The organism is Delftia sp. PX-1 (assembly GCF_055797465.1).
Genome location: NZ_CP184763.1, coordinates 4,985,776 through 5,010,081, shown reverse-complemented (window position 1 = coordinate 5,010,081; position 24,306 = coordinate 4,985,776). Strand labels below are relative to the sequence as shown.

The window sequence follows — 24,306 nt, the reverse complement described above, 5'->3', positions numbered from 1 at the left end:
TACCAGGAACCTATGGTGCGAACTCCAAGCCTTGTTTCAGCTGCCAGGAGTGCTCCATGTCCCGTCTCCCTTTTCCCTGCGCTTTCGACCATTGCACCGGCCAGATCTGGGAGGCGCTGGATGGTGATCCGGCGGCGCTCCAACGTCTGGAGCAGCGAGGTCGTGGGTCCTTGGCCTCCGTGTTCCCGGTCTCCGATCTGGCGGCCGCCAGCCTGGGCGTGGCAGGCCTTTGCCTATCCGAGTTGATCGCGCAGCTCGACGCTGCAGCGCCGCGTGTGGTGGTGGATCGCAGGCTTGCCTCCTTGTGGTTTGGCCATAGCCTGCATCCGCAGGGCTGGGAGATGCCCGCGCTGTGGGATTCCGTGGCCGGCGACTACCGCACGGCGGACGGCTGGATTCGCCTGCATACCAATGCGCCCCATCACCGTGCAGCGGCACTGGCCGTTCTGGATGCGCCCGCCGAACGCGAGGCCGTGGCTGCCGCGGTCGAGCGCTGGGCAGCACAAGAACTGGAGTCGGCCGTTGTGGCGCAAGGCGGCTGTGCCGCAGCCATGCGCGGGCTGTCTGAATGGGCCGCGCACCCGCAGGGTCGCGCAGTGCAGCGGGAGCCCTTGCTGGCGTGGCAGATGCATCCACATCCGCATCCGCAATCGAGCCGGCATGCGGGTGCCTGGCAGCCATCGGCCAGACGGCCGCTGCAGGGGCTGCGCGTGCTGGACCTGACGCGCATTCTGGCCGGCCCCGCTGCCACGCGATGGCTGGCGGGTCACGGCGCCGAGGTGTTGCGCATCGATCCGCCGGGCTGGGAGGAGCCCGGCACGGTGCCCGAGGTCACGCTGGGCAAGCGCTGTGCCCGGCTGGACCTGCGGGCGCCACAGCATCGTGCCGTGTTCGAGCAACTGCTGGCCGGGGCCGATGTGCTGGTCCATGGCTACCGGGACGGCGCGCTGGAAGGCCTGGGATTCGGTGCCGCGTGGCGTCGGCAGGTGAATCCTTCGCTCATCGACGTGTCGCTCAATGCCTATGGCTGGAGCGGGCCCTGGCAGCAGCGGCGCGGTTTCGACAGTCTGGTGCAGATGAGCGCCGGCATTGCCGATGCGGGCATGCACCGGCTGGGCCGCGACCGGCCCATGCCGTTGCCGCTGCAGGCGTTGGATCATGCAACGGGTTATCTGATGGCGGCCGCCGTGGTGATGGCGCTGGTGCGGCGCAGCCAGGGGCTGGGCGGAAGCACGGTGCGCGCCTCGCTGGCGCGCACGGCCCATCTCCTGGCGGGGCAGGGCGTCGGTGATCCGGACCCCTGCACGCTGGCGCCGGTGGACGGTTGTGCGGATTTCGGCGCGGCCGTCGAGGCCACTTCCTGGGGGCCCGCGCGACGCCTGCGGGCGCCGGTGGAGGTGGCGGGCGCTCCCATGCACTGGGAGCGTGCGGCTTGCGCCCTGGGTACGGCTGCCGCTGCATGGTGAACTGAATGCAAAACGCCCCGCGTGAGCGAGGCGTTCGCAGAGGTGCCGTGGGCTGGATCTCTGAGATCAGCCGCCGCGGCGCATCATGTCGAAGAAGTCCACGTTGGTCTTGGTGGCCCGCATGTTCTTGATCATCAGCTCCATGGCCTCGATCTCGTCCATGTTGTACATGAACTGGCGCAGGATGCGCGTCTTCTGCAGGATCTCGGGAGCCAGCAGCAGTTCTTCGCGGCGCGTGCCGCTCTTGTTGAGTTCGATGGCGGGGAACACGCGCTTTTCGTAGAGGCGGCGGTTCAGGGCCAGTTCGCTGTTGCCCGTGCCCTTGAACTCTTCGAAGATCACTTCGTCCATGCGGCTGCCGGTATCGACCAGGGCCGTGGCGATGATGGTCAGCGAGCCGCCTTCTTCCACATTGCGCGCCGCGCCGAAGAAGCGCTTGGGGCGCTGCAGCGCGTTGGAGTCCACGCCGCCCGACAGCACCTTGCCCGACGAGGGCACGACGTTGTTGTAGGCGCGGGCCAGGCGGGTGATGGAGTCCAGCAGGATGACCACGTCCTTCTTGAGTTCGACCAGGCGCTTGGCGCGCTCGATCACCATCTCGGCCACGTGCACGTGGCGCGTGGCGGGCTCGTCGAAGGTGGAGGCGATGATCTCGCCCTTGACCGAGCGCTGCATCTCGGTCACTTCTTCGGGGCGCTCATCGACCAGCAGCACCATCAGGTGAACGTCGGGATGGTTGGCCGTGATGGCGTGGGCGATGCTCTGCATCATCATGGTCTTGCCGCTCTTGGGCGGCGCGACGATCAGCGCGCGCTGGCCGCGGCCGATGGGGGCGATGATGTCGATGATGCGGCCGGTGATGTTCTCCTCGCCCTTGATCTCGCGCTCCAGGCGCAGCTGCTGGGTGGGGAACAGGGGGGTCAGATTCTCGAACAGCACCTTGTGCTTGTTCTGCTCGGGCGAGCCGCCATTGACGGAGTCGAGCTTGGTCAGGGCAAAGTAGCGCTCGCCATCCTTGGGCGTGCGCACTTCGCCTTCGATCATGTCGCCGGTGTGCAGGTTGAAGCGGCGGACTTGGCTGGGCGAGATGTAGATGTCGTCGGTGCTGGCCGTGTAGCTGGTGTCGGGGCTGCGCAGGAAGCCGAAACCATCCGGCAGGATTTCCAGCACGCCGTCGGCGAACACTTGTTCCCCGGCCTTGGCGCGCTTTTTGATGATGGCGAACATCAACTCTTGCTTGCGCATGCGACCGACGTTTTCGATCTCAAGCGCTTCGGCCTGCTTCAGGACTTCAGACACGTGCAGTGCCTTGAGTTCATTAAGGTGCATGGAGAGACTCCAGAACGGAGTGGAAAGAAACCAGGGGGAGGCGTTGAGCCAAGCGAAACACTGTGGAAGTGGGCTGGCTTGCCTGAGGGTCTCAGCGCGGCCTTCGATGCATAAGGCCGGTGATGAAGGGCATTATGACAGGAAAAAATCCGCAGGTCATAGGGAAATTTGCGCTGGCGCAGGGTTTGTGCGCCAGTGCGATGCGGTGCAGCGGTCAGCGCCGGGCCGCATGTTTGGCTGCCCCGGTGTAGGGGGCAGCCATGAGAATCAGGCCAGGTGCTGGTCTAGGAAAGCAGACAGCTGTGCCTTGTTGAGGGCGCCGACCTTGGTGGCAGCCAGCTGGCCGTCCTTGAACAGCATCAGCGTGGGGATGCCGCGGATGCCGAACTTGGCCGGGATCTCGCGGTTCTCGTCCACATTCATCTTGGCGATGGACAGCTTGTCCTTGTAGGTCTGGGCTGCTTCGTCGAGGATGGGGGCGATCATCTTGCAGGGACCGCACCATTCGGCCCAGTAATCGACCAGCACCGTGGAGCCGGGTTGCAAGACGTCAGCTTCAAAGCTTGCGTCGGAGATGTGTTTGATCAGTTCGCTGGCCATGGGTGATGTCCTTGATTTTTCGCAATGAGGAAGGCGCAGGAAAATCCGCACCGCGAAATGATTGTGACAGAAACCTATCACCTGCTGCACCGTATGGGCGGTAGCTGGATGCTATGACTGTCATAGCTGTTTACGGGGCGGCAGCAGGGTTGCGGGGTCATCGGGAATTAGTGGCGCCTGCGCGCAGGCCGGCCTGCGGCAGGGTATTCTGCGCGCCCGCGCTGCAGGCATATGAGTCTGCCGGCAGCGCAAAGTTGAATGCGAGCTTGGAATGGGAACTGATGTGATGGATGCTTTTGAACACAGCGCGGCGGCGCGCACGATGGACTGCGATGTGGCGGTGATCGGCGCCGGGCCTGCGGGCCTGATGGCGGCCGAAGGGCTGGCCGGCAAGGGGCTGACTGTCCATGTGTTCGAGGCCAAGTCCTCCGCAGGACGCAAGTTCCTCATGGCCGGCAAGGGCGGGCTCAACCTGACCCATTCCGAAAACCTGCCCGCCTTTGTCTCCCGCTATGGCGAGCGCAGTGCCGAGGTGTCGCGCTGGCTGGAGCTGCTGCCCCCGGATCAGCTGCGTGCCTGGGCCGGCGAGCTGGGCGTGGAAACCTTTGTGGGCAGTTCGGGCCGCGTATTCCCCAAGGACATGAAGGCTGCGCCCTTGCTGCGTGCCTGGCTGGTGCGTCTGCAGACCCAGGGCGTGGTCCTGCACACGCGCCACCGCTGGCTGGGTTGGCAGGATGGCGATGCGCTGGGCTTTGATACCCCCGAAGGGCGGCTGCAGGTGCACGCGAAGGCCGTGGTGCTGGCGCTGGGCGGCGGCAGCTGGGCGCGGCTGGGCTCGGATGGCGCCTGGATGCCCTGGCTGGAGCAGCGCGGCGTGGAAGTCGCTGCGTTGAAGCCCTCCAACTGCGGGTTCGATGTGGGCCTGGGCGGTGCGGCGCCGGGCGGGCAGATCGATCGCAGGGAATTCATGGCCGAGCTGCTGGGGGCCAGCCCCCAGCCTGCGCGCGGCTGGAGCCCCTATTTCACCGAGCGCTTTGCCGGCCAGCCTTTCAAGTCGGTGGCGCTGTCCTTTGATGATGGCCGGGGCAACGTTTTCTCGCGCAAGGGCGAATTCGTGGCCACGACCACGGGCGTGGAGGGCAGCCTGGTCTATGCCGTCTCTGCCGCGCTGCGCGAAGTCATTGCGCGCGACGGGCATGCCACCGTCCATCTCGACCTGCTGCCCCAGTTGACACCCGAGCGCGTGCTGGCGGAGGTGCGCCATCCGCGTGGCTCACGCAGCCTGGCCAGCCATCTGAAGGGGCGCCTGGGCCTGGACGGCATCAAGGCCGCCGTGCTGCATGAGGTGCTGGGCAAGGACGGCGTGGCCGATCCCGCGCGGCTGGCCCAGGCCATCAAGGCCCTGCCCATCACCTTGGTGGCGGCCCGGCCCATCGACGAGGCCATCAGCACCGCAGGTGGCGTGCGGCTGCAGGCGTTGGATGCCAATGGCATGTGCGTGGCTGCGCCCGGCGTTTTCTGTGCCGGCGAAATGCTGGACTGGGAGGCTCCCACGGGTGGCTACCTGCTGACGGCATGCATGGCCAGCGGCGTGCACGCGGCACAGGGCGTTGCCCGCTATCTGAAGGTGGATGGCGAGACGCGTTGAGGAGAGAAGGGCCGCTGCGGGCGTGGACGGGGCAGGCGCCCGCAGGGCCTGCTGTTCAATGGAAGGTGACGAGCCTTGCCCTCGGCACTGGTTTCACGGTTAGGGCTGCTTGGTTCCCCACCTGACCCGGTTGGCCGCTTCCCCATGCGAGGAGGCCCGTCACTCTCGATTATAGGGGCAAACACCGGGCTGCCCGGGCGACAAGGCTGGCCAAACCCGGGGCGCACCGGGCGAGGGTGCTCAGCCCCGTAGAATCGCGGGATGTCTTATCTTGTGCTGGCCCGCAAATACCGCCCCCGCAATTTCTCCGAAATGGTGGGGCAGGAGCATGTCGTTCAGGCGCTCACCAATGCCCTGACGCAGCAGCGCCTGCACCATGCCTATCTGTTCACCGGCACGCGCGGCGTGGGCAAGACCACGGTCTCGCGCATTCTGGCCAAGTCGCTCAACTGCCAGGGCGCCGATGGCCAGGGCGGCATCACGGCAACGCCCTGCGGCGTTTGCGCCGCCTGTACCGAAATCGACAGCGGCCGCTTTCCCGATTACACCGAGCTGGACGCCGCCTCCAACCGCGGGGTGGACGAGGTGCAAAGCCTGCTGGAGCAGGCCGTCTACAAGCCGGTGCAGGGACGCTTCAAGGTCTTCATGATCGACGAAGTGCACATGCTCACGAACACGGCCTTCAACGCCATGCTCAAGACGCTGGAAGAGCCACCCGAGTACCTGAAGTTCGTGCTGGCCACCACCGATCCGCAGAAGGTGCCCGTGACCGTGCTCAGCCGCTGCCTGCAGTTCAACCTGCGGCCCATGGCGCCCGAGACCGTGCTGGAGCATCTGGGCCAGGTGCTCGGCCAGGAAGGCGTGGCTTCCGAACCCCAGGCCCTGCGCCTGCTGTCTCGCGCCGCGCGCGGCTCCATGCGCGATGCGCTGTCGCTGACCGACCAGGCCATTGCCTTTGGCAGCGGCCAGCTGCAGGAGTCCATGGTGCGCCAGATGCTGGGCAGCGTGGACCGCAGCCATGTGTTCCGCCTGATCGAGGCACTCGCCCAGGCCGATGGCCAGGTGGTGGTGGAAACCTCCGAGGCGCTGCGCCGCAATGGCCTGTCTGCAGCCTCCACGCTGGAGGAAATGTGCGCCGTGCTGCAGCGCATGGCTGTGGCGCAGGCTGTGCCGCAGATGGCCGCCGACGCCAGCGATCCGGAGGCCGCTGAAATTGCCCGTCTTGCGCTGCTGATGCCGCGCGACGAAACCCAGCTGCTCTACAGCATCTGCCTGCATGGTCGGGCCGAACTGGGCCTGGCACCCGACGAGTACGCGGCGCTGACCATGGCGCTGCTGCGGCTGCTGGCGTTCAAGCCGCAATCTGCAGAGCCCGCCCCGGGCGCGGCTGAAAAAAAAACTCCAGCGCTGACCCCCTCCACGGCGAAGCCTGAATCTCCCGCGCCCGTTGCGCAGACGCGGCCCGCACAGCCCGCTTTGCCCGAGGCTCCCGCTGCCCCAGCCAAGGCGGCCATGCCCGTCCCGGTTGCGCCTCCTGCTCCCGTCGCGCCTGTCGCATCTCCCGTGACCGCTGCGCCCGCCGTGGTCGCTCCCGTGGTGCAAGCCGTTGCGGCTCCAGCGCCTGTTCAGGCGCCCGTGGCCGTGGCCGCAGTTGCCAGGTCGGAACCTGTGCTTGCGCCTGTCCAGGAGGCCAGGCCTTCCGCTGCTCCAGAGGTGAAGCCGGCCGCCGGTGTCGCCCAGGAGCCCCTGGACGAGCCTGTGGATGAGCCCGTGGACGATGTGCAGGAAGACGAAGACTCTTCTGCCGATGAGGCGCCGCAGGTGCAGGATGCCGATGCGCCGGACGAGGGTGCCTGGGCCGGGATGCCCGATGAAGGCTGGGCCGACGAAGGCCGCTGGAGCGATGACGGAGATCTGGCCCTGGAGCCGCCTGCCGCTGCCGTGGCACGGCAGTCCGAACCGCAGATCGACACTCAGATCGATGTGCAGGATTTCGCTCCCGAACGTGGCCGCCAGTCCCCGGATGCGCCTCCCGCGCCGACCGTGGAGCGCACGGCCGAGGGCGATGTCTGGCACGCTGCCGTCCAGCAACTGGTGCAGGCCGAGGCCGTCACTGCGCTGGCGCGCCAGCTGGCGCTGCAGTCGCAGCTGGTGGCGCGCGAGGGCGATACTTGGACGCTGCGTGTGGAAAGCAGCTCGCTGGCCCAGCCCGCCACGCGCGAGCGCCTGCGTGTGGCGCTGGAGGCTGCCGGCCTGGCCCGGCAGCTGCATGTCGAGCAGGGCGCCGTGGTGGACAGCCCCGCGCGGCGCAATGCGGTGGCCAGCCATGAGCGCCAGCGCATTGCCGAAGACATCGTGATGAATCATTCTTTGGTGCAGACCCTGATCCGCAGCCATGGCGCGAAAATCGTGCCTGGCAGTATCAAGCCCGTATCCATTCAGCCCTGACACGCTCTAGAGCGTTTCGTTTTTACCCTACAGAAGAAGGAACTCACATGTTCAACAAAGGACAACTGGCCGGCCTGATGAAGCAAGCCCAGGCCATGCAGGACAACCTCAAGAAGGCCCAGGATGAACTGGGCAACATCGAGGTGGAAGGCGAGTCCGGCGCGGGCCTGGTGAAGGTGGTCATGACCTGCAAGCACGACGTCAAGCGCATCACCATCGACCCCAGCCTGCTGGCCGAAGACAAGGACATGCTGGAAGACCTGGTGGCTGCCGCCTTCAACGCTGCCGTGCGCAAGGCAGAAGAAACCTCCAACGAAAAGATGGGCAAGCTCACGGCCGGCATGCCCGGCCTGCCGGGCGGCATGAAGTTCCCTTTCTGAGGCTGGCCCCGAGAGGTTGTGCCGAACAGCCAGGAGAGGCCGTGACGGTTTCCCCAGCCACTCAATTGCGTTGAGCGGCCATCGAGCGATCTGCCCTTGCAGGTCGCTTTTTTTCTGAGAATCTTCTTCATTGAAAGGAAGCCGCCATGTCGGATGTGCAATCGCTCGATGGTCTGATCGAAGCCCTGCGCAGGCTCCCGGGCGTGGGCATCAAGTCTGCGCAGCGCATGGCCTTTCACCTGCTGCAGCGCGACCAGGACGGCGCGCGGCAGCTGGCCCGTGCCCTGACCACGGCCGTGGAGTCGGTAAGCCATTGCGAGCGCTGCCATACCTTCACCGAAGGCCGCATCTGCTCCATCTGCCAGGACGACGGGCGCGACGCGGCCCGGCTGTGCGTGGTGGAGGCGCCTGCCGACATGGGGGCCATGGAACGCACGGGGGCCTACAACGGCTACTACTACGTGCTGATGGGGCGGCTGTCTCCGCTCGACGGCATAGGTCCGCGCGACCTGAATCTGTCATCCCTGCTGGAGCGCGCCGGCGACGGCAAGGTGCAGGAGGTGATCCTGGCCACCAGTTTCACGGCCGAGGGCGAGGCCACGGCCCATGCGATCAGCGAGGCGCTGAAAGCGCGCGGCATCCATGTGACGCGGCTGGCGCGCGGCGTGCCCATCGGCAGCGAACTCGAGTACGTGGACCTGGGTACGATCGCCCATGCGCTGGTGGATCGCCGGTAGTGGTGGAGGCGGCCAGCATTCCTTGTCTTTTCATCAGGAGCCCGTATGCCGACCTCTGTCGTCCTGCCGCCCGGCGGTTTTTCCCTTGCCCATTGGTGCCTGCTGGTGGCGGCCCTGCTGCCGCTGGTCTGCGCCTACATCGCCAAGGCGCCCGGAATGAAGCACCGGCCGGGGCAGCGCGGCTTCGACAACCACGACCCCCGCGCCTGGCTCGCCCAGCAGACCGGCTACCAGGCGCGGGCGAATGCGGCGCAGGCCAACAGTTTCGAGTGCCTGCCGTTCTTCATTGGCGCCTTGCTGGTTGCCTGGCAACTGGGCGCGCCAGCGGCGCGGGTCGATGGCCTTGCCGTGGCCTTCGTGGTGTTGCGCATCGCCTACATAGCCTTCTATGTGATGGACCGCGCCACGCTGCGCAGTCTGGCCTGGGCCCTGGCCCTGGTGGTGAATCTGCTGCTGTTTTTCGCAGGCTACCGCTGAGGCCTGCGGCCACATCCGGCGCCCTCGTCCCGCGCAGGGCCTGCACCACAGGCCCTGCGGTGTTTCACGTACGGGCAAGCACCGATGCTGCGTATGCGGGCTCTGGGCATGATCGTGTTGCACTGCAGCAAAATAACCATCATGTCTTCCCACGTGCTTGATCGCCGAACCTTGTTGAGCCTTCTGGGGCTGGCTCCTCTTTGGTCGCTCCCTGTGCTCGGCTCGGCCGAGCTGCTGACGATTGCCGTGGGCGGCCAGGGCCTGCTGTACTACCTGCCGCTGGTGATTGCGCAGCAGCTGGGTTATTTCGAGGCCGAAGGCCTGGCCGTGCGCATTGAGGACTATCCAGGCGGATCGCAGTCGCTGCAGGCCCTGGAGTCGGGCGCCGCCGATGTCTGCGCGGGCGCCTATGAACACACGCTTCTTGCCCAGCAGCGCGGCAGCCAGCTGCGGGCCTTCGTCGTGCAGGGGCGTGCACCCCAGATCGCGCTGGGCGTGGCTGCGCGCTGGATGCCGCGCTACCAGACGCTGGCCGATCTGCGCGGGCGGCGCGTGGGTGTTTCCTCGCTGGGCGCATCCACGGCCCGGGCCATGCAGCTGATGCTGCTGGGCGATGGCCTGGATCCCGCTGCGGTGCAACTGGTGGGCGTGGGCTCTGGGCCCGATGCCATGGAGGCGCTGCGCACCGGGCGTGTGCATGCGCTGTGCCATGCGGACCCGCTGATGAGCGTGCTGGAGGACAAGGGCGCCGTGCGCATCGTGCGGGACCTGCGTGATCTGCGCAGCAGCGCGCAGTTGTACGGCGGCTCCATGCCCTCGGGCACGCTGTATGCGACACAGGCCTTCTTGCGCAGGAACCCGGCCAAGGCCCAGGCGCTCAGCAACGCCATGGTGCGCTCGCTCAAGTGGCTGCAGACTGCCGCGCCCATGGACGTGCTGCGGGCCGTGCCTGCGCCCTATCTGCTGGGCTCCCGGCGCGCCTATCTGTCGGCCTTCGAGCACATGCGCACCACGATTTCGCCCGATGGGATGATGCCCGATGACGGGCCCGCCACGGCCCTGCGTGCGCTGGTCCGGCTCGACCCTGCGCTGGCGCGCGGCGGCATTGACCTGGAGCGCTCGTACACCAACGAATTCGTGCGCCAGTCCCGCCAGCGCTTTCACACCTGAGCCCGGCGGCCGCACGCAAAAAAGCCCGCGAAAGCGGGCTCCGTGACGCGGGTGCCAGAGGGATTCCTCAGCGCTTTTTCACCTTGGATGGCTTGCCTCCGCGCTGTGCCGTGGTGACGGCCGCCTTGGCGTTGCGGCTTTGCGGCTGAACGGCCACCTTGCGTGCGGTTCCCGTGGACTTGGCTGCGCGGGCGTTGCCGCCGCTGCTGGCGCGTACCGGCAGATAGGCCACCAGCGACTGGCCTGCATGCAGCGTGGCCGAGGACTTCAGGTCATTCCAGTCCGCCAGGTTGGACACGCTGACGCCGTAGCGGTTGGCCACGCTGATCAGCGTGTCGCGCTTGCGTGCCTTGATGGTGGTGCGGCGCGTGATGATCTCGGGGGCAAAGCTGATCTGGCCGTTGTCGGCCACGTGGCCGGCCACGTCGGCACGCACGTTGGCGCCGCGCGGCACCATGAGCGCGGAGCCGGCCTTGATCAGCATGCGCGGCGGAATGTTGTTGAGGGCGCGCAGGTCGGACTCGCCCAGGCCCACGCGCTGGGCCGCCTCGGCCACGCTGATGGTGGAGGGCACGGTCCAGACGGTCCAGCTCGCGTACTGGCCTTCGTCGAAGGCCTGCATGTTGCGGCGAAACACCTTGGCGTTGTCCCAGGGCAGCAGGATCTCCGGCGTGCCGGCCGCAAAGATCACCGGCTTGCGAAAGCTGGGATTCAGCGCCTTGAAGTCCTCGGTCGATACGTCGGCCAGCTTGGCCACCAGTTCCACGTCGATGTCGCGGGTGATGGTGACGGTCTGGAAGTAGGGGTGGTTTTCGATCACCGGCAGCTCGGTGTTGAACGCATCGGGGTTGGCCACGATGTTCTTGACGGCCTGCAGCTTGGGCACGTACATGCGGGTCTCGGCCGGCATCTGCAGGTCGGTGTAGCCCGTGGGCAGCCCCAGCTTCTCGTTGCGCTTGATGGCGCGGCCCACGCTGCCTTCGCCCCAGTTGTAGGCGGCCAGGGCCAGGTGCCAGTCGCCGAACATGTCATAGAGCTTTTGCAGGTAGTCCAGCGCGGCGCGCGTGGAGGCCAGCACGTCGCGGCGGTCGTCGCGGAAGGCGTTCTGCTTGAGGTCGAAATAGGTGCCGGTGGCCGGCATGAACTGCCACATGCCGGCCGCCTTGGCGGTGGAGACGGCCTGCGGGTTGAAGGCGCTCTCGATATAGGGCAGCAGCGCCAGCTCGGTGGGCATGTTGCGCCGCTCCAGTTCCTCGACGATGTGGAACAGGTATTTGCTGGAGCGCTCGGTCATGCGCTGTATGTAGTCGGGACGGCTGGCGTACCACTGCTCGCGGTCCTTGACCAGATCCTGGTCCAGGTCGGGCATGGCAAAGCCCTGGCGTATGCGTACCCACAGATCGCCCGTGGTCTCCAGCGAGGCCACGTCGCCGTTGCTGGCACTGCCTGTGCCCAGCGGGCTCAGCGGCCCTTTGGGATACATGGGGGAGTGGGGTGCGGGGCTGGGGGAGGGATCCGTCGTGCCGGCCAAGTCCGGGCCGCTGGTGGTGGCGCAGCCGGCAAGAACCAGCAGGCTGCCCAGCAGCAGGGTGTGTAGCAGTTTCATCAGAAGACGTTTTTCCATTGGCGCAGGCCGGCCAGCACGCTGGCTGGGTCCTGCTGTCTCACCTGTGCGTCGAAGCCTGCGGCGGCCGCGGCCACCGCGGATTCGCGCGTTCTCAGAAAGGGATTGATGGAGCGCTCGGTCTCCATCAGGGATGGCAGCGTGGGCCGACCGGCCTCGCGCAACGCCTGACAATGCCGCTGGTAGTGAGCCAGGGTTTCGTTGTTTGGTTCCACGGCCTGAGCAAAGCGCAGGTTGGACATTGTGTACTCATGTGCGCAGCACACCAGTGTATTGCCCGGCAGCGAGGCCAGATCGTCCAGCGATTGCTGCATCTGCTGCGCAGTGCCCTCGAACAGGCGGCCGCATCCCCCGGAAAACAGCGTGTCGCCGCAAAACAGCACGGGCTGTGCCTGTGCCGCCGTGCTGTAGAAGGCAATGTGGCCGCTGGTATGGCCTGGCACATCGATGACCTGCCAGGGGCCGCCCAGCGCCTGCACGGCATCGCCTCCCTGCACGCGCTGAACGGGTTCGGGCAACTGCTCGTAGGCAGGACCCCAGACCTGGGCGCCCGTGGCCTGGTGCAGCTGGGCCACGCCACCGACATGATCGGCATGGTGGTGGGTGACTAAAATGCCCTGCAGCTGCAGGCCCAGCCGGTGCAACGTGGCGAGCACGGGCGCTGCATCGCCGGGATCGACGACCAGGGCCTGCCCGGCGTCATGCAGCAGCCAGATGTAGTTGTCGGAAAAAGCAGGAATGGGCAACAGGTTCATGAGCAGCAAAATTATAGGGATGCATCACTGGACGCAATCTGCCCTCGGCCACTACCTGCTGGAATGGGAGCAGCAGCGCTGTGACGAGGCGGTGGCCGATATTTTCGGCTATCACAGCCTGCAGCTGGGCATGCCCATGCTCCAGGGGCTGCGTGCCAACCGCATGCCGCACCGCTGGCTGGCGCTGGATTCCACGCAGGATGCGGCGCCAGCGGACGGCGCTGCCCCGCTGGAGGTTCCCGTGGCGCTGCTGGCCGATCCCGCCGCGCTGCCATTTCCCGAGGCCAGCCTCGACCTGGTCGTGATGCCCCATACGCTGGAGACCTCGCCGGACCCGCATGCCGTGCTGCGCGAGGCGGCCAGGGTGCTGATGCCTGAAGGCCGCATCGTGGTGTGCGGACTCAATCCTGCCAGTTTGCTGGGCGTGCAGCGGCGTGCCGAGCGTGGCGTGTACCTGCCCGATGTGGGCTGGGGCGTGGGTTACTGGCGGCTGCGCGACTGGCTGCGATTGCTGGCCTTCGAGATCGAGGCCGTGCAATTCGGCTGTTATCGTCCCGCCGTGCAGACGGATCGCTGGCTGCGCCGTTGGCAGTTCATGGACCGCGTGGGGCGGCTGGGCTGGCCCATGCTGGGCGGTGTGTACTGCGTGGTGGCCGTCAAGCGTGTGCCGGGGGCGCGCATGCTGGAGCCTGCCTGGCGCGGCCGTGCGGTCGTGTCGGGCGCCACGGTGCCGGTCGCCCGTCGCATGCCGGCACAGGCCGCGCCGGACGGTGATCTGCATTCCAACCGGCCTGGCGGCCGGGCCATTCATATCAAGGATTTTTTTTGAATCAAGTTGTTATCTATACGGACGGTGCCTGCAAGGGCAATCCGGGTCCTGGCGGCTGGGGCGTGGTGCTGGAGGCTGGCAGCGCCAGGAAGGAGCTGTTCGGCGGCGAGCTGAACACCACCAACAATCGCATGGAGATGATGGCCGTGATCGAGGCGCTGTCTGCTCTCAGGCGGCCCTGCGACGTGGTGCTCTACATCGACAGCCAGTACGTGCTCAAGGGCATCACCGAGTGGATCCACGGCTGGAAGGCCAAGGGCTGGAAGACGGCCTCCAAGGAGCCCGTCAAGAACGTGGAGCTGTGGCAGCGGCTGGACGCCCTGGTGCAGGGTGGCGGGCACCGCATCGACTGGCGCTGGGTCAAGGGCCATGCGGGCGATCCCGGCAACGAGCGCGCCGACGCGCTGGCCAACATGGGCGTGGATCAGGCGCTGGGACGCTGAACGCCTTGTGCGGGACAGGTGCAATGCCTGTCCCTTGCTCCTCTTCCCGAGGACTACCTCAAACGCGGTAGATGAAAACCCCAGACACAGGACTCGATGGGTGCGGCTAATATTTCCATAAGTGGAAATTAATGCACGCCCTGCCAGGCATCTTCCGTGGTGTGGTGTTTGAAATTGCCACTTGTGGAATTTTTAAACCATCTCACGATGAAAGAGCCTTGCGATGAAATACAAAGCAATTGCCGCATTGGCGATGCTGGGCGGCGCGGGAGCGGCGCTTGCCCAGAGTTCGGTGACGCTGTACGGCAGCATGGACCTGACCATGCCCTGGATCAGCGATGTGCGCGGGAGCCGGCTGACGCGCATGGATTCGGCCATCTCCCAGCCTGACCTTTGGGGCCTGCGCGGCTCCGAGGACCTGGGGGGCGGCCTGAAGGCCTCGTTCCAGCTGGAAAACGGATTCCTCACGGACATCGGCTCGCCGATCTCGCCCACCAGCTACTTCAACCGGGCTTCCTGGGTGGGCCTGGACAGTGCTTCGCTGGGCACGCTGCGGCTGGGGCGCCAGGTCGATTTCACGGCCGGCACGCTGAGCCAATGGGGCAATGGCTACCAGCTCTACAACTTCTATCTGTACCACCCGGGCAACCTGGACGGCCTGTCCAGCCAGTTCCCCGTGGACAACTCCGTGGTCTACCTGACGCCGCGCATGGGCGGTATGCAGTTCGGCGCGCAGTATGGATTTGGCGAGGTGCCGGGCCGCTCGCAGGCCAACCGTACCTACAGCGTCATGGGCAGCTATTCCAGTGCCAAGCTCAATCTGGCCGTGGCCTACACCGATGCGCGTGGCCGTGCCTTCGATATCGCCGGGCGCACGGGCCTGGCGAACGCGCTGGGCCAGGACCTGGTGGCGGGCCGGCCGCTGGTGCTCGATACCTTCCAGGTGCTGGGCATCGGCGGCGGCTACCAGCTCGATGCGCTTCCGGTCCGGCTCAACGCGCTGCTCACGCGCTCCACGCTCAAGTACGGCGCAGCCTCCAGCCACATGAGCGCGCTCGACCTGGGCCTTGCTTGGCAGACCAGCCAGGCGGTGACCATCAACACCGGCTACTCCTTCAGCCGTTTCGAGCAGACGAAGTGGAACCAGGTCCACCTGGGCGCGCGCTACGCCTTCTCCAAGCGCACGCAGCTGCATGCCTCGGTCACGCACCAGCGCGCCTCCGATGGCGTGGCGGCGATGAATTCCGTGGGCGTTGCCAGCGGGCGCACGCAGACCGTGATTGCAGCAGGCATACACCACTCGTTCTGAGAGGCATGAGACATGCAGCCCGGTCGATGCGGGCGCATTGGAGACCCCACGATGAAATTCACCCTCAATTCCCGAAGCGTGGCCTTTGACGGCGACGGGCAGACCCCCTTGCTGTGGGTGCTGCGCGACCACTTCAAGCTGCCGGGCACCAAGTTCGGCTGCGGCATCAGCATGTGCGGGGCCTGCACGGTCCATGTCGATGGCGAGCCCGTGCGTTCCTGCGTGCTGCCCGTCTCGACGGTGGGCGGCAAGGCGGTCACGACCATCGAAGGACTGTCCAGCAACCGCTCCCACCCCATCCAGAAGGCCTGGATGGACAAGGACGTGCCGCAGTGCGGCTACTGCCAGTCCGGCATGGTCATGGCCGCTGCCGCACTGCTCAAGGCCCATCCGCAGCCCACCGATGCGCAGATCGACGAGGCCATGACCAATCTGTGCCGCTGCGCCACCTACCACCGTATCCGGGAGGCCATCCATGCCGCAGCGTCCAAGCAATGAACGGGGCCGCGTGGCCGATTCGGCCATCTCGCTGCGGCGCAGGCACCTGCTCCAGAGCGCCGCTGCGCTGCTGGTGGCGCCTGCTGCAGGCAGCCTGCTGATTCCGCTGGCGCAGGCCGCGCCGCCGGCAGCCGGTGCGGCGGCGGCAGCAGCCATCGGCGACTGGGTCTGGATCGAGCCTTCGGGCCAGGTGGTGATCGGCGTTTCGCAGTGCGAGGTCGGCCAGGGCATCTACACAGGCCTGCCCCAGGTGCTGGCCGATGAACTGGATGCCGACTGGGCCAGCGTGACCGTGCGCTTCGTCACGGGTCGCGACGCCTATCGCAACGATGCGGGCGAGATGCCGTTCCAGCAGTTCGTGGGTGCCTCCATGTCCATGAACTATTTCTATGAACGCATGCGCCTGGCCGGCGCCCAGGCGCGCGATGTGCTGCTGCGCGCCGGCGCAAGCCGCCTGGGTGTGCGTGCCTCCCAGTGCATGACGCGTGCCGGCCGCGTGCTGCACCCCGCGACGGGCCGCAGCGTGGGCTATGGCGAGATCGTGGCCGATGCCTCCAGGCTGCCCCTGGCCGCGCGGCCGCGCATGAAGTCGGCTTCCGAGCAGGGCCTGATCGGCCGTAACCTGCGCCGTGTGGATACGCCTTCCAAGGTCGACGGCAGCGCGGTGTTCGGCATCGATGTCGAGGTGCCCGGCATGCTGATCGGCGCCGTGCGCATGGCGCCCAGCGTGACGGGGCGCATCGTGCGCATCCGCAACGAGGCAGAGGTGCGCGCGCGCCCTGGCGTGCATGCCGTCGTGCGCACCACGCAGTGGCCCGACCCCGAGCCCAGCACCGTGGTCGTGGTGGCCGATTCGTACTGGATTGCCAAGCAGGCTGCCGATGCGCTGGACATCGAATTCGACGCCGGCGCGGCGGCCGGCGTGGACAGCGAGCGCATCCATGCGCAGTTCGTCGCAGGCTTGTCGAACGACAAGGCTGTCGTGGCCCGCAGCCTGGGCAAGCCGCGTGAAGTGCTGGCGGCCGGCAAGACCATCACGGCCGACTACCACTCGCCCTACATCACGCACGCCACCATGGAGCCGCTGGCCGCCACTGTCCATGTGCGCGACGGCGAGGTCGAGACCTGGGGGCCCTACCAGGGCCAGGACTTCCTGCGCGGCGAACTCGGCAAGGCCTGCGGCGTGCCTGCGGACAAGGTCATCGTGCACACCACCTTCCTCGGTGGCAGCTTCGGGCGCAAGTACATGCCCGACTTCGCCTTGCATGCGGCAGCGGCATCCAAGGCCGTGGGCCGGCCCGTCAAGGTCATCCGCTCGCGCGAGGACGACATACGGCATTCCTACTACCGGCCCGGCGCATCGGGGCGCTTGAGCGCCGTGCTCGGCGCCGACGGCATGCCGGCCGCTCTGCATGCGCGCATCTCGGGACAGTCGCTGTACGGGGCCATCAACCCCAAGAAGATGGCCGATGCAGGCGGCTGGGACGAGACCATGGTCGAGTCCATCTACGACCTGATCTACGGCGTGCCCAACCTGCTGGTGGATGCCGTGGACGTGCAGCAGCCCATACCGCTGAGCTACCTGCGCAGCGTGGGCACCACGTCCAGCGTGTTCTTCCTGGAGAGCTTCATCAGCGAACTCGCCCACGCCGCAGGCGTGGACGACTACCAGTACCGGCGCCGCCTGCTGGCCGGCCAGCCGCTGGCGCTGGGCGTGCTGGATGCGGCGGCGCGCGCCGCGCGCTGGGAGCAGCCCGCGCCGGCAGGCCTGCACCGCGCCATGACCTTCAACGTCTACACGGGGCGGGGCGAGAGCTTCCAGACCTTCGTCGCACTGGTCATGGAATTGCGTGTTGTGGAAGGCCGCGTGCGGCTGGAGCGTGCCATCTGCGCCATTGATGCAGGCCGCGTGGTCAATCCGGGCCTGGTCAAGGCCAATGTGGAAGGCGGCATCGGCTTTGCGCTGACCAACACCTTCAAGAGCCGGCTGGACTTCGACAAGGGCGCGGTACAGCAAAGCAACTTCCACGACTACCCGCTGCTGCAACTGTCCGAAATGCCCCGCGTGGAGGTGGTCCTGGTCGAAAGCGACCGGCCGCCCCAGGGCTGCGGCGAAGTGGCCCTGGGTCCCACGGCGCCTGCCGTGGCCACGGCCATGTTCCATGCCACGGGCCGCCGGTTCCGCTCCATGCCGCTGCCGCAGGACATCGCGTCCACCTGATCACCCCCCAACCCGCTTTTTTTGAGAAAAGGAATTTCATGCAAGTCGAACACATCACCCCGTGCATAGGATCGGAGATATACGGCATCGATCTCTCGGACCCGGCGCAGGTGCATGACCATGCGGACGCGCTGCGCAAGCTGCTGGCCGAGCGCCAGGTCATCTTCTTCCGCGACCAGACGCTGGACCCTGCGCAGCAGGTGCGCGTGGCCCAGGTGTTCGGCAAGGTCGAGCCTGTGTCCTCCACCTTTCCCTCGCACCCGGACGATCCCCATGTCGAGCTGCTGATCAGCCAGGGCACGCGCACCGGCACCGACATCTGGCATGCCGACCTGACCTGGCAGACCAAGCCGCCCGCCGGTGCCTGCCTCTACGCCGTGGACGTGCCGCCCACGGGCGGCGACACCATGTGGGCCAGCATGACCACGGCCTTCGCCTCGCTGGCGCCCGAGCTGCAGGCCTATCTGCGCACGCTGCGCGCCACCCACAACTGGGAGGCGCCGGCCCTGAGGCAAAGCCTGATGCGCCGCGATCCCTCGGGCGAGGCCTATCGGGCCACGCGCCTCAAGCATCCGCCGCTGGAGCAGCCCGTGGTCCTGGTGCACCCGGTGACCTGCCTGCCCGTGGCCTTTGTGAACTCGCTCTACACCACGCACATCGAGGGCGTGACCAGCGACGAGAGCGCGGCCCTGATCGCCATGCTCAGCGGCCTGGCCAAGGTGCCTGAATGGCAGGTGCGCTTTCGCTGGCGCAAGGGCTCGGTGGCCATCTGGGACAACCTGGCCACGCAGCATTACGCGGTCAACGACTACCACCCCGCAGCGCGGCGCATGCACCGTGTGGCGATACGCCAGGCGTGAGCCCGGCCCCGGCCTTTGCTGAAAATGACAAAACCCACGATGAAAGCCCACCCCATGAAAGCGAAACGCAAAACGCTTGCCCTAGGCATGGCCCTGGCCATGGCCCTGCTGGCCGGTCCTGCCCAGGCGCAGGCCTATCCCCACAAGCCCGTCACCATCGTCGTGGCCTATCCCGCAGGCGGTGACACCGATGCGCTGGCGCGCCTGCTGGGCGAGAAGCTGTCGGCCCGCATCGGACAGTCGGTGCTTGTGGACAACCGCGCAGGCGCCAGCGGCACCATCGGCAGCAGCTATGTGGCCAAGGCGCCGGCCGATGGCTATACGCTGCTGCTGGCGCCCAATACCTTTGCCATGGCCCAGCTGGTGCTCAAGCTGGGCGCAGGCCACGGATATGACGTGCTCAACGGATTCACGCCCGTGATCGAGGTCGGCTCCACATCGCTGTTCCTTGTCGCCGGACCCGGCGCGGGCGTGCGCACGCTCAAGGAGGCCGTATCCGCGAGCCAGGGCCGTTCGCTGGGCTACGCCACCCCGGGCAATGGCTCGCCCATGCACTTTCTGGGCGAGATGGTCCGGCGCGCCACGGGCGCCCGCTTCGAGTCCATCCCCTACAAGGGGGTGGCGCCTGCGGTCACGGACGTGGTGGGCGGCCATGTGCCCTTCACCTACAGCACGCTGGGCTCCATCGCGCCCTACCTGCCCGGCGGCAAGCTGGTGGCGCTGGCCGTGGCCGACGCCCAGCGCTCGCCGCTGGCGCCCGACGTGCCCACGCTGGCCGAACTGGGCTACAAGGACGTGGAGCTGACGGCCTGGTACGGCCTGTTCGGCCCCAGGAACATGCCTGCCGACGTGGTCGGGCTGCTGAATACGCACCTGAACGAGGTCCTCAAGATGCCCGACGTGGTGGCACGCATGGCCACGCTGGGAACCGTCCCTGTGGGCGGCCCGCCGCAGCGCCTGGGCAAGACCAATGCCAGCGACCTCGAGCGCTTCGGGCGGCTGGTCAAGGAGCTGGGCATACAGTCCGACTGAGGGCGGCGCACCGGACGAAAGGAGGGAGCAGCGGGCGCCGGCGCAAGTCAATCCGGGTGGTGGCCCGGGTGTGGTGGGTGGTCTTGCGCCGGCGCATCCTGCCTGATGCGCTCGGCCAGCAGGTGGGACATGAAGCGCAGATAGTGCTCGACCTGCTGGTCTGCCTGCGGCCCTTCCCCGAACAGTTCGGCCAGCAGCGGCCGTGCCGTGGGCAGGAAGGCCGAAATGCTGAGGATGGCCAGGTGGATGAAGCGCGGGTCCACCTGTGCCGGGTGGCTGGCCTGCGCTCCGTCCATCAGCATGGTCGAGGTCAGCTCCAGCCCGCGCCGCGTGATGCGCTGCAGCGGCGTGCCCGAGGGCGGAGGCTCTTCTTCGCTTTCATAGTGGTAGATCTCGGACAGCGCCAGCCGCTCGAACTGCGGGTGCTCGCGCATGAAATCCAGCCGCAGCAGCAGGCGCTGGTAGACGCGCTCTTCCACCGTGCCCTGCGTCCTGAGCGCCACTTCCATGCGGTTTTGCAACTCGCGCATCAAGGACTCCGTCACTTCCTGCAGCAGTCCCTTGAGGCTGCTGAAGTAGTAGCGCACCAGCGCCCGCGTGACGCCGGCCGCCGCCGCGATTTCCAGAATGCTCAGTTGCTCCGGCGTGCGGGTCTTGAGCAGGTTGACCGTGGTCTGCAGGATGATGTCCCGGCCGACGGCATCGTCAGCCAGCGGGCGGCCGCTGTTGCGGCGGGGCTTCTTGGGCGCGGAATCGGCAGGCTTCTTTTGGGACGGCATGCGGGCCATTGTCGGCGATACACAGGCAGCGGCTGCGCCGCAAGTGTCAGGGTTGGGCGGTGATGCGGGCCAGCGCGTCCTCGATCTCGCGGGCCTGCTGGGGCCGCACCAGCCTTTGCACCTCCTGCCCGTCACGCAGAAAGACCAGGGTGGGCCAGAGCTTGACGCGGTAGCTGCGTCCCAGGGCCCTGCCGGGGCCGTCTTCCACCTTGATGTGGGCCACCTGCGGGGCGGCATCCAGCGCCTGGGCAATCAGCGGTTGCGCGCGCTGGCAGTGGCCGCACCAGGCGGTGCCGAACTCCAGCAAGGTAGCGCCGGGCAGCGTATCGACGGTGCTGCGATCGGGGGCGTCGGTCAGGTGCTTGGACTGGAAGGGCATGGGGCAATCTCCTGTCAGGGAAAGGCCTGCAGCGGCAGGATGGACACGGTTTCGCCGGCTTGCACGGCAGCGCGCTCATGTTCGAGCACGATGAGGCAGTCGGCCTCGGCCATGGAACTGAGTACGCCCGAGCCCTGCGGCCCCGTGGTGCGCACCATGCAGCGGCCATCGGCGCCCTTGGACAGAATCCCGCGCTGGTACTCGGTGCGGCCGGGCCGCTTGGACAGGGCCTGCGCAGCCACAGCCTGGGGCAGGGCGGCCGGTTCACCGTCCACGGCGGCGGTGCCCATGAGCTGCAGCAGCGCCGGTCGTACAAAGACCAGAAAGCTCACCATGGCAGCCACGGGATTGCCAGGCAGGCCGATCAGTACCGTGGTGCGTGCCGGTGGCCGGCTGGCGGCAAATGGCGTGCCCGCATCGGGCTGCAACAGGCCCACGGCCAGCGGCCGGCCCGGCCGCATGGCCAGGCGCCAGAAATGAACGCTGCCCATGCGTTGCAGCATGGCGCGCGTATGGTCGGCCTCGCCCGCGCTGATGCCGCCGCTGGTCAGCACCACGTCGGCCAGGGAGGCGGCTTCGCGCAGGCGCTCCTGCAAGGCTTCGGGCTGGTCGGCCACCACGCCCAGGTCCAGCACCTTGACGCCCATGCGCTGCAGCAGGCCGATGAGGCTGAAGCGGTTGCTGTCGTAGACCGCCCCTTCGCGCAGCGCCGTGCCGGGGTGCAGGATTTCATCGCCCGTGGAGAAATAGGCCACGCGCAGCCGCCTGCGAACATGCACCTGAGACTGGCCCAGGCTGGCGATCAGGCCCAGGGCTGCCGGATGCAGGCGCTGGCCCGCCGCCAGCGCCACGCAGCCCTGGCTCAGATCCTCGCCGCGCCTGCGGCGGTTGTCTCCGGTGCGCACGCTGCCGGCGGGGATGCGTACATGGTCGGGCGAGGCCGCATCGGCGGGCTCGGTGCGTTCGTGCGCGATCACCGTGTCCAGACCGGGCGGCAGCACGGCGCCCGTCATGATCTTGATGCACTCGCCCGCCCGCACCGTGCCATGCCAGGGCTTGCCGGCCAGGGCCTGGCCGACCACGCGCAGCACCAGCGGGGCGCCGGCCTGCAGCTGGCTGCCGTCGAAGGCATAGCCATCCATGGCGGCGTTGTCATGTGCGGGCACGTCGATGGGGGAGACGATGTCTTCGGCCAGCATGCGGTCCAGCGCGTCGGCCAGCGCCAGTGTTTCCACATCCGCCACCGGGCCCAGGGGCTGCAGCAGGCTGGCCAGCTGGGACAGTGCCTGATCAACGCTCAGGTCCTGGGCGGAGGCGATGGGGGCGGAGGCGGGCTGGAAGGTGGCGGTCATCAGAACGGAATCCGGTGGGGCAAGGCCGGTCACGGCGGCGTCACGGGCACACAGGCCGCGGCCTGCGCCAGGGCCTGCGCCAGGGCCTGCAGCTCCTGCTGCGTGTTGGCGTTGGCAAAGGCCAGCGGGCTGTCGTCCGCGCGATCGAAGAGGGCGGTGGCGCAGCGGTGCTGGCCCGTCCAGGCATCGATCTTGCGGCCGCCCGAACGTATGAAGGACTGCAGGCTATCACGCAGCGATGACCGCATCAGGCAGAACACGGGCTGGGCCCGCAGCCTGGATTGATCTGTATCAAGCGAGCGTTCCCAGCCATGGGCGACGACGATGTCGGCCGCAGGCTGCTGCGCCAGCGCAGCCTGCGCGAGCCGCTGTACAAGGTCCTGGGGGAACAGCGGCGTGTCGCAGGGCACGCAGACCAGCCAGGGTGTCTGGCAATGGGTGAGGCCGCTCAGAAAGCCGGCCAGCGGGCCGGGGTAGTCGGGTTCGGCATCGGGCCAGACCGGGGCGCCATAGGGGGCGCCCAGTTGCGCATAGGCCTCGGCATGGCGATTGGCGTTGAGCATCAGATGCCCGACCTGGGGCGCAAGGCGGCTGAGCGCGTGGCCCGCCAGCGGCTGGCCCAGAAAGGGCTGCAGGCCCTTGTCGATGCCGCCCATGCGCATGCCGCGCCCGCCTGCCAGCACGCAGCCCGTGATGTCGCTCAAGGGCAGGGTGTCGGGCAGGGAGGAAACGGGCATGTGTGGCTTGTGATGGAGAAACCGAGGGGAAGGGGAAAGGGAGCCGCGCGCGACGCGCGGGCTCAGCCGCCGATGTAGCTCATCTCTATGCGCCTGCGCTGCGTGTCCGTGCTGGACGGCAGGCTGGCGCGCAGTTCGGAATAGCGGTCGGTGCGCTGCTGCCAGATGGGGGCCAGCGCGGCTGCCACTTCCTCGTCGCTGGCGCCGCTGCGCAGCAGGCTGCGCAGGTCCCAGCCTTCGGAGGCGAACAGGCACAGGTACAGCCGGCCCTCGGTGGACAGGCGCGCACGGTTGCAGTCGCCGCAAAAGGCGTGGGTGACGCTGCTGATCACGCCGACCTCGCCCAGCGAGGGATCGTGCAGGCCCTGCGCATCGGCATATCCCCAGCGCACGGCGGTCTCGCCCAGGCTGCTGGCCTGCAGCGGCACCAGGGGCAGCTCGGCGCGCAGCCGGGCGATGACTTCGTCGGAGGGCAGGACCTCGTTCATGCGCCAGCCGTTGGTCGCGCCCACGTCCATGTATTCGATGAAGCGCAAGGTCACGCCCGTGCCCTGGAAGTGGCGCGCCATGGGCAGGATCTGGTCCTCGTTGGTGCCGCGCTTGACCACCATGTTGACCTTGATGTTGCCCAGGCCTGCCGCCTGGGCCGCCTCGATGCCGGCCAGCACGTCGGAGACCGGGAAGTCCACGTCGTTCATGCTGCGGAACACCGCGTCGTCCAGCCCGTCCAGGCTGACGGTGACGCGGTTCAGGCCGGCCGCCTTGAGCGCCCGGGCCTTGCGCGCCAGCAGCGAGCCGTTGGTGGTCAGCGTCAGGTCCAGCGGATGGCCGTCGGGCGTGCGCAGGGCAGACAGCTGCTCCACCAGCGTTTCCACGTTCTTGCGCAGCAGCGGCTCGCCGCCGGTCAGGCGGATCTTGCGCACGCCATGCTGCACGAACAGGCGGGCCGTGCGCGTGATCTCCTCGAAGCTCAGCAGCGAGCCGTGCGGCAGGTAGCGGTAGTTCTTGTCGAAGACTTCCTTGGGCATGCAGTAGCTGCAGCGGAAGTTGCAGCGGTCGGTGATGCTGATGCGCAGGTCGCGCAGCGGCCGGCCAAGCCTGTCACGCAGATCGCCGGTGGGCGCCTGCAGCAGTCTTGGCACGGTGGCCGGGCGCGTGGGGGCGCGCTCGTCGACCAGGGGGATCACTCGTTCTGCCATGCCCGCGATTTTGCCCGAATGCCTATGTCCAGGC

Annotated in this window: 23 protein-coding genes and 1 other RNA gene; 14 read left to right on the top strand and 10 right to left on the bottom strand. The window is 67.4% G+C overall.

Annotation, left to right across the window (positions count from 1 at the left end; genetic code table 11):
- Positions 1-56: 56 nt before the first annotated feature.
- Positions 57-1,466 (top strand): CoA transferase, encoded by a 1,410-nt coding sequence (locus ACN20X_RS22980; protein ID WP_016451344.1) that lies wholly within the window; start codon positions 57-59, stop codon positions 1,464-1,466.
- A 66-nt stretch (positions 1,467-1,532) separates the two neighbouring features.
- Here ACN20X_RS22980 and rho read toward each other — a convergent pair whose 3' ends face one another.
- Both rho and trxA read right to left on the bottom strand, forming a co-directional pair.
- Complete coding sequence (gene rho / locus ACN20X_RS22975) at positions 1,533-2,795, bottom strand: transcription termination factor Rho (RefSeq protein WP_016447451.1); 1,263 nt, start codon at positions 2,793-2,795, stop codon at positions 1,533-1,535.
- 267 nt (positions 2,796-3,062) lie between these two features.
- A complete protein-coding gene (trxA, locus tag ACN20X_RS22970) occupies positions 3,063-3,395 on the bottom strand; it encodes a thioredoxin TrxA (protein ID WP_016447450.1) in 333 nt (110 codons plus the stop codon).
- A 271-nt stretch (positions 3,396-3,666) separates the two neighbouring features.
- Here trxA and ACN20X_RS22965 point away from each other — a divergent pair, with 271 nt between their 5' ends.
- Positions 3,667-5,043 (top strand): TIGR03862 family flavoprotein, encoded by a 1,377-nt coding sequence (locus ACN20X_RS22965; protein ID WP_016451345.1) that lies wholly within the window; start codon positions 3,667-3,669, stop codon positions 5,041-5,043.
- 64 nt (positions 5,044-5,107) lie between these two features.
- On the opposite strand, the gene ffs is transcribed toward ACN20X_RS22965, so the two are convergent.
- Positions 5,108-5,204, bottom strand: an RNA gene (gene ffs / locus ACN20X_RS22960) — signal recognition particle sRNA small type.
- Between the two features lie 100 nt (positions 5,205-5,304).
- Between ffs and dnaX the strand changes: the two genes are divergently transcribed.
- The 5 genes from dnaX (at position 5,305) to ACN20X_RS22935 (ending at position 10,255) form a co-directional block, all read left to right on the top strand.
- On the top strand, positions 5,305-7,491 hold the full coding sequence (dnaX, locus tag ACN20X_RS22955) for a DNA polymerase III subunit gamma/tau (RefSeq protein ID WP_473209942.1): 2,187 nt from the start codon (positions 5,305-5,307) through the stop codon (positions 7,489-7,491).
- A gap of 47 nt (positions 7,492-7,538) precedes the next feature.
- The gene (locus tag ACN20X_RS22950; protein WP_012206701.1) at positions 7,539-7,871 is read left to right on the top strand and encodes a YbaB/EbfC family nucleoid-associated protein; all 333 of its coding nucleotides are present in this window, start codon (positions 7,539-7,541) and stop codon (positions 7,869-7,871) included.
- A 146-nt stretch (positions 7,872-8,017) separates the two neighbouring features.
- Positions 8,018-8,608 carry a recombination mediator RecR gene (gene recR, locus ACN20X_RS22945; protein WP_016447447.1) on the top strand — a complete coding sequence of 197 codons (591 nt, stop codon included), beginning with the start codon at positions 8,018-8,020 and terminating at the stop codon, positions 8,606-8,608.
- A 45-nt stretch (positions 8,609-8,653) separates the two neighbouring features.
- Complete coding sequence (locus ACN20X_RS22940) at positions 8,654-9,085, top strand: MAPEG family protein (protein ID WP_016447446.1); 432 nt, start codon at positions 8,654-8,656, stop codon at positions 9,083-9,085.
- Between the two features lie 84 nt (positions 9,086-9,169).
- Positions 9,170-10,255 carry an ABC transporter substrate-binding protein gene (locus tag ACN20X_RS22935; protein WP_016447445.1) on the top strand — a complete coding sequence of 362 codons (1,086 nt, stop codon included), beginning with the start codon at positions 9,170-9,172 and terminating at the stop codon, positions 10,253-10,255.
- A 67-nt stretch (positions 10,256-10,322) separates the two neighbouring features.
- Here the strand turns inward: ACN20X_RS22935 and ACN20X_RS22930 are convergent, their stop codons facing one another.
- Both ACN20X_RS22930 and gloB read right to left on the bottom strand, forming a co-directional pair.
- Positions 10,323-11,861, bottom strand: a complete 1,539-nt coding sequence (locus ACN20X_RS22930; protein WP_016447444.1) for a transglycosylase SLT domain-containing protein — start codon at positions 11,859-11,861, stop codon at positions 10,323-10,325.
- Positions 11,861-12,634, bottom strand: coding sequence for a hydroxyacylglutathione hydrolase (gene gloB / locus ACN20X_RS22925; RefSeq protein ID WP_016447443.1), 774 nt, complete (start codon positions 12,632-12,634; stop codon positions 11,861-11,863). Before gloB ends, ACN20X_RS22930 begins: the two co-directional genes overlap by 1 nt.
- A 19-nt stretch (positions 12,635-12,653) precedes the next feature.
- Between gloB and ACN20X_RS22920 the strand changes: the two genes are divergently transcribed.
- From ACN20X_RS22920 to ACN20X_RS22890, 7 genes are all read left to right on the top strand, one after another.
- Positions 12,654-13,463 (top strand): class I SAM-dependent methyltransferase, encoded by an 810-nt coding sequence (locus ACN20X_RS22920; RefSeq protein WP_016451349.1) that lies wholly within the window; start codon positions 12,654-12,656, stop codon positions 13,461-13,463.
- A complete protein-coding gene (gene rnhA / locus ACN20X_RS22915; RefSeq protein WP_016447441.1) occupies positions 13,460-13,906 on the top strand; it encodes a ribonuclease HI in 447 nt (148 codons plus the stop codon). Before ACN20X_RS22920 ends, rnhA begins: the two co-directional genes overlap by 4 nt.
- Positions 13,907-14,129: 223 nt before the next feature.
- On the top strand, positions 14,130-15,215 hold the full coding sequence (locus tag ACN20X_RS22910) for a porin (RefSeq protein ID WP_034365538.1): 1,086 nt from the start codon (positions 14,130-14,132) through the stop codon (positions 15,213-15,215).
- Between the two features lie 51 nt (positions 15,216-15,266).
- Positions 15,267-15,713, top strand: coding sequence for a (2Fe-2S)-binding protein (locus tag ACN20X_RS22905; protein ID WP_017404538.1), 447 nt, complete (start codon positions 15,267-15,269; stop codon positions 15,711-15,713).
- On the top strand, positions 15,691-17,934 hold the full coding sequence (locus ACN20X_RS22900; RefSeq protein WP_070080957.1) for a xanthine dehydrogenase family protein molybdopterin-binding subunit: 2,244 nt from the start codon (positions 15,691-15,693) through the stop codon (positions 17,932-17,934). The genes ACN20X_RS22905 and ACN20X_RS22900 overlap by 23 nt, the downstream gene beginning before the upstream one ends.
- Before the next feature lie 38 nt (positions 17,935-17,972).
- A complete protein-coding gene (locus ACN20X_RS22895; protein WP_016451352.1) occupies positions 17,973-18,794 on the top strand; it encodes a TauD/TfdA dioxygenase family protein in 822 nt (273 codons plus the stop codon).
- A 54-nt stretch (positions 18,795-18,848) separates the two neighbouring features.
- Positions 18,849-19,826: a Bug family tripartite tricarboxylate transporter substrate binding protein gene (locus ACN20X_RS22890; RefSeq protein ID WP_189354318.1), complete on the top strand. Its 978-nt coding sequence runs from the start codon at positions 18,849-18,851 to the stop codon at positions 19,824-19,826.
- A 47-nt stretch (positions 19,827-19,873) separates the two neighbouring features.
- On the opposite strand, the gene ACN20X_RS22885 is transcribed toward ACN20X_RS22890, so the two are convergent.
- The 5 genes from ACN20X_RS22885 to moaA all read right to left on the bottom strand — a co-directional run bounded on the left by ACN20X_RS22885 (position 19,874) and on the right by moaA (position 24,272).
- On the bottom strand, positions 19,874-20,605 hold the full coding sequence (locus tag ACN20X_RS22885; RefSeq protein ID WP_223275354.1) for a TetR/AcrR family transcriptional regulator: 732 nt from the start codon (positions 20,603-20,605) through the stop codon (positions 19,874-19,876).
- Between the two features lie 46 nt (positions 20,606-20,651).
- Positions 20,652-20,984, bottom strand: a complete 333-nt coding sequence (locus tag ACN20X_RS22880; protein ID WP_034365530.1) for a thioredoxin family protein — start codon at positions 20,982-20,984, stop codon at positions 20,652-20,654.
- Between the two features lie 14 nt (positions 20,985-20,998).
- Complete coding sequence (gene moeA, locus ACN20X_RS22875) at positions 20,999-22,336, bottom strand: molybdopterin molybdotransferase MoeA (protein ID WP_279494802.1); 1,338 nt, start codon at positions 22,334-22,336, stop codon at positions 20,999-21,001.
- A 29-nt stretch (positions 22,337-22,365) separates the two neighbouring features.
- Positions 22,366-23,073, bottom strand: coding sequence for a molybdenum cofactor guanylyltransferase MobA (gene mobA / locus ACN20X_RS22870; RefSeq protein WP_473209941.1), 708 nt, complete (start codon positions 23,071-23,073; stop codon positions 22,366-22,368).
- A gap of 62 nt (positions 23,074-23,135) precedes the next feature.
- Positions 23,136-24,272 (bottom strand): GTP 3',8-cyclase MoaA, encoded by a 1,137-nt coding sequence (gene moaA / locus ACN20X_RS22865; protein WP_016447431.1) that lies wholly within the window; start codon positions 24,270-24,272, stop codon positions 23,136-23,138.
- Positions 24,273-24,306: the final 34 nt, after the last annotated feature.

Coding starts and splice junctions, on each gene's coding strand:
- ACN20X_RS22980 (WP_016451344.1), top strand. CDS start 57: ATGTCCCGTCTCCCTTTTCCCTGCGCTTTCGACCATTGCACCGGCCAG.
- rho (WP_016447451.1), bottom strand. CDS start 2,795: ATGCACCTTAATGAACTCAAGGCACTGCACGTGTCTGAAGTCCTGAAG.
- trxA (WP_016447450.1), bottom strand. CDS start 3,395: ATGGCCAGCGAACTGATCAAACACATCTCCGACGCAAGCTTTGAAGCT.
- ACN20X_RS22965 (WP_016451345.1), top strand. CDS start 3,667: ATGGGAACTGATGTGATGGATGCTTTTGAACACAGCGCGGCGGCGCGC.
- dnaX (WP_473209942.1), top strand. CDS start 5,305: ATGTCTTATCTTGTGCTGGCCCGCAAATACCGCCCCCGCAATTTCTCC.
- ACN20X_RS22950 (WP_012206701.1), top strand. CDS start 7,539: ATGTTCAACAAAGGACAACTGGCCGGCCTGATGAAGCAAGCCCAGGCC.
- recR (WP_016447447.1), top strand. CDS start 8,018: ATGTCGGATGTGCAATCGCTCGATGGTCTGATCGAAGCCCTGCGCAGG.
- ACN20X_RS22940 (WP_016447446.1), top strand. CDS start 8,654: ATGCCGACCTCTGTCGTCCTGCCGCCCGGCGGTTTTTCCCTTGCCCAT.
- ACN20X_RS22935 (WP_016447445.1), top strand. CDS start 9,170: ATGCTGCGTATGCGGGCTCTGGGCATGATCGTGTTGCACTGCAGCAAA.
- ACN20X_RS22930 (WP_016447444.1), bottom strand. CDS start 11,861: ATGAAACTGCTACACACCCTGCTGCTGGGCAGCCTGCTGGTTCTTGCC.
- gloB (WP_016447443.1), bottom strand. CDS start 12,634: ATGAACCTGTTGCCCATTCCTGCTTTTTCCGACAACTACATCTGGCTG.
- ACN20X_RS22920 (WP_016451349.1), top strand. CDS start 12,654: ATGCATCACTGGACGCAATCTGCCCTCGGCCACTACCTGCTGGAATGG.
- ACN20X_RS22910 (WP_034365538.1), top strand. CDS start 14,130: ATGAAATACAAAGCAATTGCCGCATTGGCGATGCTGGGCGGCGCGGGA.
- ACN20X_RS22905 (WP_017404538.1), top strand. CDS start 15,267: ATGAAATTCACCCTCAATTCCCGAAGCGTGGCCTTTGACGGCGACGGG.
- ACN20X_RS22900 (WP_070080957.1), top strand. CDS start 15,691: ATGCCGCAGCGTCCAAGCAATGAACGGGGCCGCGTGGCCGATTCGGCC.
- ACN20X_RS22895 (WP_016451352.1), top strand. CDS start 17,973: ATGCAAGTCGAACACATCACCCCGTGCATAGGATCGGAGATATACGGC.
- ACN20X_RS22890 (WP_189354318.1), top strand. CDS start 18,849: ATGAAAGCGAAACGCAAAACGCTTGCCCTAGGCATGGCCCTGGCCATG.
- ACN20X_RS22885 (WP_223275354.1), bottom strand. CDS start 20,605: ATGCCGTCCCAAAAGAAGCCTGCCGATTCCGCGCCCAAGAAGCCCCGC.
- ACN20X_RS22880 (WP_034365530.1), bottom strand. CDS start 20,984: ATGCCCTTCCAGTCCAAGCACCTGACCGACGCCCCCGATCGCAGCACC.
- moeA (WP_279494802.1), bottom strand. CDS start 22,336: ATGACCGCCACCTTCCAGCCCGCCTCCGCCCCCATCGCCTCCGCCCAG.
- mobA (WP_473209941.1), bottom strand. CDS start 23,073: ATGCCCGTTTCCTCCCTGCCCGACACCCTGCCCTTGAGCGACATCACG.
- moaA (WP_016447431.1), bottom strand. CDS start 24,272: ATGGCAGAACGAGTGATCCCCCTGGTCGACGAGCGCGCCCCCACGCGC.